The 10,312-nt window shown below is 64.1% G+C and carries 8 protein-coding genes; 2 read left to right on the top strand and 6 right to left on the bottom strand.

Annotated features, from left to right (window positions below):
• Window positions 1-236 precede the first annotated feature (236 nt).
• Together HMPREF2990_RS13250 and HMPREF2990_RS07520 are read right to left on the bottom strand one after the other, a co-directional pair.
• Window positions 237-1,676, bottom strand: a complete 1,440-nt coding sequence (locus HMPREF2990_RS13250) for a DUF6114 domain-containing protein (RefSeq protein ID WP_070763711.1) — start codon at window positions 1,674-1,676, stop codon at window positions 237-239.
• The gene (locus HMPREF2990_RS07520) at window positions 1,660-2,229 is read right to left on the bottom strand and encodes a DUF6230 family protein (protein WP_246817486.1); all 570 of its coding nucleotides are present in this window, start codon (window positions 2,227-2,229) and stop codon (window positions 1,660-1,662) included. Before HMPREF2990_RS07520 ends, HMPREF2990_RS13250 begins: the two co-directional genes overlap by 17 nt.
• 458 nt (window positions 2,230-2,687) lie before the next feature.
• On the opposite strand from HMPREF2990_RS07520, the gene HMPREF2990_RS07515 reads away from it, so the two are divergent.
• Together HMPREF2990_RS07515 and HMPREF2990_RS07510 are read left to right on the top strand one after the other, a co-directional pair.
• Complete coding sequence (locus HMPREF2990_RS07515) at window positions 2,688-3,719, top strand: oxygenase MpaB family protein (RefSeq protein WP_070763710.1); 1,032 nt, start codon at window positions 2,688-2,690, stop codon at window positions 3,717-3,719.
• A 97-nt stretch (window positions 3,720-3,816) separates the two neighbouring features.
• A complete protein-coding gene (locus HMPREF2990_RS07510) occupies window positions 3,817-5,400 on the top strand; it encodes a succinic semialdehyde dehydrogenase (protein WP_070763708.1) in 1,584 nt (527 codons plus the stop codon).
• Between the two features lie 89 nt (window positions 5,401-5,489).
• Here the strand turns inward: HMPREF2990_RS07510 and HMPREF2990_RS07505 are convergent, their stop codons facing one another.
• The 4 genes from HMPREF2990_RS07505 to HMPREF2990_RS07490 all read right to left on the bottom strand — a co-directional run bounded on the left by HMPREF2990_RS07505 (window position 5,490) and on the right by HMPREF2990_RS07490 (window position 10,299).
• Window positions 5,490-7,769: a polyribonucleotide nucleotidyltransferase gene (locus tag HMPREF2990_RS07505; RefSeq protein WP_246817484.1), complete on the bottom strand. Its 2,280-nt coding sequence runs from the start codon at window positions 7,767-7,769 to the stop codon at window positions 5,490-5,492.
• 178 nt (window positions 7,770-7,947) lie between these two features.
• Window positions 7,948-8,217: a 30S ribosomal protein S15 gene (gene rpsO / locus HMPREF2990_RS07500; protein ID WP_070763704.1), complete on the bottom strand. Its 270-nt coding sequence runs from the start codon at window positions 8,215-8,217 to the stop codon at window positions 7,948-7,950.
• A gap of 104 nt (window positions 8,218-8,321) precedes the next feature.
• Entirely contained in the window at window positions 8,322-9,284 is a 963-nt protein-coding gene (locus HMPREF2990_RS07495) for a nucleoside hydrolase (RefSeq protein ID WP_070763702.1), read from the bottom strand.
• Window positions 9,285-9,327: 43 nt separating this feature from the next.
• On the bottom strand, window positions 9,328-10,299 hold the full coding sequence (locus tag HMPREF2990_RS07490; protein WP_070763700.1) for a bifunctional riboflavin kinase/FAD synthetase: 972 nt from the start codon (window positions 10,297-10,299) through the stop codon (window positions 9,328-9,330).
• Between the last annotated feature and the right edge of the window lie 13 nt (window positions 10,300-10,312).

The following is a 10,312-nucleotide window of genomic DNA, read 5'->3' as shown; positions in this document are numbered from 1 at the left end:
CTAAACGGAGCTAGCTCCATTTAGACCAGCGCCGCCACCAAAACCCCAGGTCGCGCAAAGCCGGAAACCCCAAACGGAGCTAGCTCCATTTGGACCAGCGTTTAGACAACCAACGTTTAGACCAGGGTCAGCCGCACGAGACGCATCACAGCAAAAGACCCGGCCAGCCGCCCCCACGATGTCCAACACCGTGGCAGCAGCTGCCGGACCCTACAAACCCTTACAATCCGTCCCGTTTAGGGAACCGTGAGGCGCACCGAGGGGGCCTCGAATCCCTTCCCGTAGAGCGAAACCATCTCCATGGTCACGCCGGTCAGGGAGATTTCCTTCATCAGCATGTCGGGGATCTCCATGTTCGGCACCGGGTGGCGCTCTGGCACGCCGAGCTGGTCAAGTACCGAGTTGATGTCGGCGTCCAGGTTGACGGTCACCGGGATGGTGCGCACGTCGCGCACCGCCGGGGTGGCTGTCAGGCCGGTGGCGACGATCTTGACCGGGCCGTCGATCACCTTCGTGTCCACGTTGCCCGTGCTCAGCTTCGCCCCGCCGCCGAAGCCAGGGATCTGCAGGCCGAGGTTGCGGCCGACGAGCCGATCGCCGGTCAGGATCAGGGCGCGCTTCGGCGTGCCCGCTACGTTGACGTAGTCCATCGTGGCGTGCACGTTGCCGGTAATGGTGACCTTGTCAGCGGTGACCGTGGCTGGTGTCGCCGCAGGTGCGAGCGGGCCCGCGGCCCTCGCGCCGGCGTCCGGTCCTGGGGCGGGACTCGGCGAGGTGGTGGTCGGGCTCGTTGTGGTTGCCTGTGCACTCGGCCGTGCTGACGGCTGCCCGCCGCCTGGTGGCGGGGGGACGTTGAGGGAGGGCAACGGGACGTCGGGAAGCTGCGGGAGCTCAAGCTGCGGGGTCGGCAGCTGCGGAAGCTGCACCGCCGGCGCGGGTTGCGCGACCTTGCGGACGGTCTCTTCGGCGGACACGGTCTGCGCGTCGCCAAGCACGAGACCGACAATTGCCGTAGCTGCTGCGAGCGCAACGACCGAGTTCAGCGTCGAGCCGCCCAGGCGGGTGCTCCCGCCGCGGCCTTCATCCTCTTCCGAATCCGCAAACGCCTCCTCCGCAAACGGATCGAAGTCGTCCTCCGGCTCGGGCTCCTTGACACGCTTCTTCTTCGAGCGCTTCTTCTTCGGTGCATCCGCATCTTCGTCGCCCTCGGCCTCCCAGCCGAGCGCGAGCGCGCCACCCACAATGCCGAAGAGCGAGCCAACGACGAAGCCGCCGAGATTGGAGGTGGGCAGGGCCACCACGGCCACAATGATGGCGAGTACGCCGAGGTAGACGGCGGTCGCTGGCTGCAGCCAGCAGCCCAGCCCGAACATGAACATCAGCACGCCGATCAGCAGCGTCGAGACGCCGGAGACCGTAGAAATCATCACCAGGATGTCAGAAAGTTGCACGGTGATGTAGGCGGGCGCGGCGATGACAAACCCGGAGATCATCATGAGCAGGCCGGGAATGAAGGGCCGGTTGCGACGCCACCGCTTGAAGCGCTGGGCAGTGCTTAGCTGCTCCTCGGCGTCCTCCACCTCAACTCGCTCGAGTTCGGCGGTTTCGGCAGTGCTTGTCGACGCCCCGTCATCAAGCGAATCTTGCGGTTCTTTCGCATCAGAGGCCGCAGGCATTCTCACGTCCCCTCTCCACGGTCACGCCCACGCCGGAGGCGGACAGATACTCCACACCGATGGAAGTAGTGGTGATGTCGTCTGCGCTCAAGGAGACTTTGCTGGAGTGCAGACCCCACGTCCCGGGAGCGGCCTTCGGAGTGACTTGGTTGGCATCGATGCCCACGTTGGCGTCGGTGAGCTGCAGCGCGCCCTTGATGTCGTTCGCTCCAACCAGGAGGTTGCGCACCTCCACGCTCTGGTCGCCGTTGGCGCGCAGGGCAAGGGTGCCCTCCCCGACCATTGGAAGATCCGGCAAGCTCGCGGACAGGCAGAGGTTCGACGCATAGGCATGACCGAACTTGAGGCGCGCGACGGGAATGGTGTTGTCCTCCTGCATCTGTTCGCTGTCTACGAACAGCGCAAAGTCTTCGCCGTCAAGGTGCGTCATGCTCACCTTAAACAACGTCCCGGACAAGGCGAGGTTTGCAGTCAACCCGCCCTGGGCCACCGCCACGCCTGTCGCGCCAAAGGCGGCCAGCCCGCGGTCAGCGCGACTGCGGTCTTCTTCCAATTGAATTTCCCCATGGGATCTACCTTTCATCAATGGGAAACCGTGAACGTAATGCTCCTGCTCACTCCCGTTTCGCGCACGTCAAGGCGAACTGCACCAGCTGGCGAAGCGTCCGAAACGACACAATCGAGTATGATCTGCCACACGCTACCACGCTTCGGGTGGCGTACACCAACACACTCGCGCATGTGTAGCATTTCCATGTGATCCTGCCACACTCGGGGCACGTGCGCGGCACGTTCTCAACACGCCGCACCCCGAACACATGCCGGGGCAACCCCACGGCAGCTACCACTTCCCGACGACCCACACCTACCGCTACTCGCCCTACCGATAGTGCGGTACGGATAATACTTTCGCTTCGAAAACTGTGTGGCCCACTTCCCACAGACGTAACGTTTGTGCTACCGTTCACACATCAACCGTGATGTCGACAAGCACATGAAAAGAGGCAGCTGATGGCTACTCCAGTTTCCGCCGACAAACCCAAGGGCGGCAAGCGCGAAATCCGCCGCTCCCCCCTCGGCCCGGACTCCCTCCTGTGGAAGTGGGGCTCCGATAACCGCATCCAGCTCCTCCGTGGCTACACGGGCATCATGCAGAACATGCACCCGGCGATTGGCCAGTCCCTGCTGGATCACTCCAAGTTCTTCGACGAACCTTTCGCCCGCCTGGAGCGCTCCACCCCGCAGATCATCATGTCTATCTATGACGATGAGGGCCTGTCCAAGAATATTCGTGACTACCACACCACCATTAAGGGCAAGCTGCGCAACGGCGAGCGTTACCACTCCATGAACCCGGAGACCTTCTGGTGGGCACACGCCACCTTCGTCTACCGCGTCATCTACGCCCAGGAACTCTTCGGCACCCCCTTCACCCACGAGGAGAAGGACCAGATCGTCCGCGAGGGCGTGACCTGGTGGGATAAGTACGAGATGTCCGAGCGCCCGGTCATCGACAACTACGACGACCTCATGGCGTACATGGACGAGATGGTCGACACGGTGCTTGAGCGCAACGAGACCGTCGACTTCGCGCTGCGCACCGCGCGCGAAGAGATGATCACTCCACCGGAAGGCGTGCCGCTGAAGGTATGGAAGGTCATTTGGAAGCCGATCATGCGCCCGGTCATCTGGCTCACCTACGGCACCCTGCCGGAGAAGGAGCGCCGCATCCTCGACCTCGAGTGGACCAAGAAGGACCAGAAGCGCTTCGACCGTATTGCCAAGCTGGTGAAGAAGGTCTTCGAGATCCTGCCCGAGGACAAGCGCTACATGGAGCCGGGTCGCTCCCAGATGATCAAGCACGGCATGATCGAGGGCAAGTACAAGGAGCCGCGCAACATCGCCCCGTACAACAACGGCGGTGACCCGGAAGAAGAGCTCAAGGCTGCCGACGGCATCACCGTTGCCGCGCGTGAGCCGGGCGAGAAGGGCAACGACGACGGCGGTGCCGCTGCACGCCGCGCCGCAGGCTGCCCGTTCTAACCTCGCATCCGAAGCATTCCACGCCCCAGGTTCGCACACCCGCAACCTGGGGCGTGAGTCCTTGCCCACACCCGATCTTTTAACTGGAGTATTTCCCATGCCAATTCGTCGTCTGAAGGCACAACCGCTGCCGGAGCACTTCCACGAGATGCTGCTCAACCTCACCTCCAACCACGCCACCGGCTCGCTCTACAACGGCGAGCGCCAAGAGGTGACCTCCCCGTTTGTCGACGAGCCCATCGGCTGGGTCGGCGTTGGCACCAAGGCTGATGTCGACGAAGCCTTCCGCCGTGCCCGCGTAGCCCAGAAGCAGTGGGCCGCCCGCGAGATCAGCGAGCGCGTCGAAGTGCTCTCCCGCTTCCACGACCTGGTCTACCGCAACCAGGACCTCTTGGCAGACGTCGTCCAGCTGGAGACCGGCAAGGACCGCACCGCAGCGTTCGACGAAGTACTCGACGTACTCAACAACGCCCGCTACTACTGCAACAAGGCGGAAGGCCTGCTCTCCGACACCAAGCGTGCCGGCGCCTTCCCGGTGATCTCCAAGACGGTCGAGCAGCGCGTGCCGAAGGGCATCGTCGGCCAGATCAGCCCGTGGAACTACCCGCTCGCCCTCGGCGTGTCTGATGCGATCGCGGCGCTGATTGCCGGTAACGGTATCGTCGCAAAGCCTGACTGGCAGACCCCATTTTCCAACCTCATCGCGCTGCACTTCCTCATTGAGGCGGGCCTGCCGCGCGAGCTTTTCCAGATCGTCACCGGCTCCGGCCGGGAAGTCGGCCACGCTATCTCCACGCAGTGCGACTACCTTATGTTCACCGGCTCGACCCAGACCGGCAAGATCCTCGGCGAAACCGTCGGCGAGCGCCTTGTGGGCTACTCCGCGGAACTGGGCGGCAAGAACGCGATGCTGATTGCGCCCGACGCGGACATCGAGAAGCACGCCAACACCATCGCCACTGCGTGCTTCTCCAACTCCGGCCAGCTGTGCGTCTCCATCGAGCGCATCTACGTGCCCGACGCCATCTTCGACCGCTTCATCGACGCTTTCCGCAAGGCCACCGAGTCCATCACGCTCGGCTCGGGTCTGAACTGGGACTACGAGATGGGCTCGCTGATCAACCAGGATCAGCTCGACCGAGTGCAAGCGTTTGTCGACGACGCGCTTTCCAAGGGTGCCACCCTCATCACCGGCGGCAAGGCCCGCCCGGATATCGGCCCGTACCACTTCGCCCCCACCATCTTGACCGACCTGGGCCCGGACACCGACCTGGAAACCCAGGAAGTCTTCGGTCCGGTGGTCTACGTCCAGCACGTCCGCGACATGGATGAGGCCGTTGAGCTGGCCAACTCGCTCGACTACGGGCTCAATGCCTCTGTCTTCGGCGCGCCCAAGACCGCGTGGGCGCTGGCGAAGCGCATCGAGTCCGGCAGCGTGACCATCAACGACGGTTACGCCTCCACCTGGGCCGCCATCTCCACCCCGCTGGGTGGCGTGAAGCAGTCCGGCCTGTCCCGTCGCCACGGTGCCGAGGGGCTGACCAAGTACACGGAACCGAAGAACATCTCCGAGCAGCGCATCATGCCGATGCGTGGGCCGTCCCAGCTGCCGCGCAAGTACTACGGCACGCTGCTCAGCACCGCGCTGAACCTGGGCAAGAAGCTGCGCTTCCTCCCCTAGCGCGTCCGCGCACATGCGCGCACGAGAAAACGCCTCCCGCAGTTCACATTGCGGAAGGCGTTTTCACTATCGCTCAAAGGCGGTGGGGACTAGTCCTCCACGGGAACCAGGGAGATCTTGCCGCGATTGTCGATGTCGCGGATTTCCACCTCGACCTTGTCGCCGACGTTGATCACGTCCTCGACCTTCTCCACGCGGGTGTTGCCGCCCAGGTTGGAGATGTGGATCAGGCCGTCGGTGCCCGGCAGGATGGAGACGAACGCGCCGAAGGCGACGGTCTTGACCACCGTGCCCAGGTAGCGCTCGCCCACCTTGGGCATCTGCGGGTTGGCGATCGCGTTGATCTTCTCAATCGCCGCGTCCGCTGCCGAGCCCTCGGTTGCGGAGACGTAGATCGTGCCGTCATCCTCGATGCTGATGTCCGCGCCGGTCTCCTCCGTAATCGAGTTGATCATCTTGCCCTTCGGGCCGATGACCTCGCCGATCTTGTTCACCGGAACAGTGACGGTGGTGATCTTCGGTGCGAGCGGGTTCATCTCGTCCGGGCCCTCGATAACCTCGGCCATGGTCTCCAGGATGGTCTCGCGTGCCTCGTAGGCCTGGTCCAGGGCTGCGGCCAGCACGTCGGACGGGATACCGTCGAGCTTGGTGTCCAGCTGCAGCGCGGTGATGAACTCGGTGGTACCTGCCACCTTGAAGTCCATGTCGCCGAAAGCGTCCTCGGCACCCAAGATGTCGGTCAGTGCGACGTACTTGGTCTCGCCCTCAACCTCGCCAGAGACCAGGCCCATTGCGATGCCGGCCACCGGTGCAGCCAGCGGCACGCCTGCGTTGTACAGCGACAGCGTGGACGCGCAGACCGAACCCATCGAGGTCGAGCCGTTGGAGCCCAGCGCCTCAGAGACCTGGCGGATGGTGTACGGGAAGTCCTCCTTGGTGGGAATGACCGGCAGCAGCGCGCGCTCTGCGAGTGCGCCGTGGCCGATCTCGCGGCGCTTCGGCGAACCGACGCGACCAGTCTCGCCGGTGGAGTACGGCGGGAAGTTGTAGTGGTGGATGTAGCGCTTCGAATCCTCCGGGTGCAGGGAGTCGATGTGCTGCTCCATCTTCAGCATGTCCAGGGTGGTCACGCCGAGGATCTGGGTCTCGCCGCGCTCAAACAGGGCGGAGCCGTGGGCGCGCGGGATCAGCTCGACCTCGACCTCCAGGTCGCGGATGTCGTTGACACCACGGCCGTCGATGCGGAAGCCCTCCTTCAGGATCTTCTCACGCACGATCTTCTTCTGCACTGCGTTGTAGGCGGCGCGGATCTCCTTCGAGGTGGCGGCGTATTCCTGATCATCCTCGTCCACGTCGAACTTGTCCAGCAGCGACTCCTCGATTTCCTCCATGTACTCGTTGGAGGCATCCTCGCGCTCCGCCTTGGACTTGATCGTCATGATCTTGCCCAGCTTCTTGGCGGCCTTCTTCTCCAACTGCTTGTACACCTCGTCGGAGTACGGCGGGAAGAGCGTGAACTCCTTGGTCTCCTTGCCCACCTCTGCGGCCAGGTCGGCCTGTGCCTTGGCCAGGGTACGGATGTACGGCTTCGCCGCCTCCAGGCCCTCTGCCACGGTGGACTCGGTCGGGGCCGGGAAGCCCTCCTTGACCAGCTTGACCACGTTGACGCCCGCGCCGGCCTCGACCATCATGATGGCGACGTCTTCGCGGGTCTTCTTGCCGTCCTTGCGCTCGACCATGCGGCCGGCGACGACCATCTCGAACAGGGCGCGCTCGTGCTGCGCCGCGTTCGGGAAGGCGACCCACTGGCCCTGCGGGTGCTTATCGTCGGCAATCAGCGCCATGCGCACGCCACCGACCGGGCCGGAGACCGGCAGGCCGGACAGCTGGGTCGCGGCGGACGCGCCGTTGATGGCGACGACGTCGTAGTACTCGTCCGGTGCCATCGACAGCACAGTGATCACGCACTGCACCTCGTTGCGCAGGCCCTTGGCAAAGGTGGGGCGCAGCGGTCGGTCGATCAGGCGGCAGGCCAGGATCGCCTGCGTGGACGGGCGGCCCTCGCGGCGGAAGAACGAGCCGGGTATGCGGCCCGCGGCGTACATGCGCTCTTCGACGTCAACGGTGAGTGGGAAGAAATCGAAACCCTCGCGAGGCTGGTTCGATGCGGTGGTGGTGGCCAGCATCATCGTGTCCTCGTCCAGGTAGGTGGTCACCGAGCCGTCGGCCTGGCGGGCCAGCTGGCCTGTCTCGAAACGGATGGTGCGGGTACCAAAGTCGCCGTTGTCCAGCGTGGCAACGGCTTCGGTGATGCCAAACTCCTCATCGACGTGGACGTCGTACGAGTTTTTGGGGCTAAAGCTGCTCAAAAGATCCCTCTCCTTGGGTCTTGACAAGGCGGTCATCGGTGCCGCCGGGTATCGCGTTCATTTTGCAACGGCACACATTCTACCAGCACCTGCACGTATTGCAGCTTCAGATCTCACGGAAACGCAAAACCCGCCGCCCCAGAAGGCTGGGTGCGGCGGGTGAAAGGTGCGAAGTCGCTTAACGACGCAGGCCAAGGCGAGCGATGAGGTCGCGGTAGCGCTCAACGTTGTTCTCGCGCAGGTACTGCAGCAGGCCACGACGGCGGCCGACCAGCAGCAGCAGACCACGACGGGAGTGGTGATCGTGCTTGTGGTCCTTCAGGTGCTCGGTCAGGTTGTTGATGCGCTCGGTCAGCAGCGCAACCTGTGCCTCCGGGGAACCGGTGTCGGTCTCGTGGAGGCCGAACTCCTTGAGGATCTCAGCCTTCTTCTCAGTGGACAGTGCCATGAGCATGCTCCTTGGTATTTCAGTTCGCGCTCTAGATCAAAAGTCTTGTACTGCACCGCAACTGCCGCGAACCGCAGTCGATTGGCGCAAGACCTCGAAAGAGCTTACACGACCGGGGTGGCAGAAGCCAAAGTGGTCAGTCGCTGCATGAGCTCGTCGAGGAAGCGCGCGGTGTCCACGCGCACGGCCACGGCGGCATGCTTGTCCGGGTCGTTCAGTCGGGTCTCGTCGCCGATCGTGCGCCCGCGGGTCGGCCCCTCGGTGTCGACCTTCATGTTGATCCCGAGGGTGTCCATCAAGCTCGGGTCAAGCGCGACCGCGACTGCCAGCGGGTCGTGCAGCCCGCACCCGCCCAGGTGCGGGGAGGTCGTCTTATACGCGTCGATGTAGTAGTTCGTGGCGGCCGCGAGGAAGTCTCCGCCGCGCGTGCCAAGCTTTTCCCACTGCGCAGTTTCCGTCCGCGTCAACAGCGTCTGGAGCGTGACGTCGAGGCCGATCATGGTGACGTCGCGCAGGCTCCGGAACATCAGATCCGTGGCCTCGGGGTCCTGGTTGATGTTCGCCTCCGTCCAGGCGTTGACGTTGCCAGGCACGGTCAGCGCGCCACCCATCATCACGATGTGGGCGTTGTCTCGGAAGACGTTGGAGGCCTCGATCGCCGCGGCAATCGTGGTCGACGGGCCAGTCGGCACGATCACCAGGTCATCGCCGTAAGCCTCCACCGAGTCGATAAGGAAGTCCACCGCAGAGGTCTCCTCTACCCCGCGTGCGGCATCAGGGATCTCCACCTCGCCGATGCCGTTTGTGCCGTGGATGAACGCGGAGATCTCCTGGACTGTGAACGAGTCCTTCGCACGTGCGTGGCCCGGGCCAGCGAACACGGGCACGTCGGTGCGGCCAAACAGCTCCAAAAGCGCGAGCGTGTTGCGCACGGACTGCTCCACCGTCACATTCCCGTAGGTACACGTCACGCCGATGAGCTCGGCGTCCTCGGAGCCGAGCGCGTAGGCAAGCGCCAGCGCGTCGTCGATGCCGGTGTCCAGATCCAAGATGAGCTTGCGTGACATGGGTTCGCGTCCTTTCGCTGACGTACGGGGCTTTTAGGACATGCTACTTCACGCCGAGGATCTCGCGCGTGCGCTCAACGTCGCGCGCCATGTTCTCCAACAGTTCCTCGACGGAGTTGAATTTCACCATGTCACGGACCTTGTCCACGAACTCCACGCGCGCCATCCGGTCGTAGAGGTCCGCGTCGCGGTCCAAGATGTAGGACTCCACGCTGCGGCGCGTGTCCCCGAACGTCGGGTTGGTGCCGACCGAGATCGCAGCCGGGTAGCGCACGCCCGGTTTCACATCGCCGTCGATCGGTGCGGTGTCAATGATGGTGAGCCAGCCAGCGTAGACCCCGTCGGCCGGCAGCGCGGAGACATCCTCGACGTACTGGTTCGCCGTGGGGTATCCCAGCTCGCGGCCGCCGCGGCCCGCGCCGCGCTCGATGGTCGAGATCACCGAAAATGGCCTGCCCATGTAGTCGGTGGCCACGCTGATGTTGCCGGCGGTGAGTTCGTCGCGGATGGCGGTGGAGCAGATGCGCACGTCGCCGTCGTTAAGCAGCTGCACGATGGTGACCTCAAGCCCGAAGCGCTCCCCGAGCTGCGCCATCGTCTGCGCGGTGCCGGCGGCGTCCTTGCCGAAGGTGAAGTTCTCGCCGACGACCACTTCGCGCGCACCGAGCGTGCCCTGCAGCACCCCGGTGACGTAGTGCTCGGTGCTATCGCCCGCGAGCTCCTTGCGGAAGTCGATGACCAGCAGGTAGTCCACGCCCAGCGCCTCGATCTGGCGGGCGCGCTCCTCCAAGCTCAACAGCGCCAGCGGGGCGCGCTCCGGCGCGAAGACTGCCACCGGGTGCGGGTCGAAAGTCATGACGACGCTGGGCACACCCTGTGCTTTCGCTTTTTCCACCGCGGTGGTGATCAGCAGCTGGTGGCCCCGGTGCACCCCGTCGAACACGCCGATGGTGACGACGCTGCCGCCTTCGGTGAGGTGTTCGGGAACGTCTGAAAGCCCGTGCAAAATATCCACGCGCAATAGCGTA

This window comes from Corynebacterium sp. HMSC071B10, assembly GCF_001814825.1.
Lineage (GTDB): Bacteria > Actinomycetota > Actinomycetes > Mycobacteriales > Mycobacteriaceae > Corynebacterium.
This window is presented reverse-complemented; position numbering and strand designations above follow the sequence as displayed.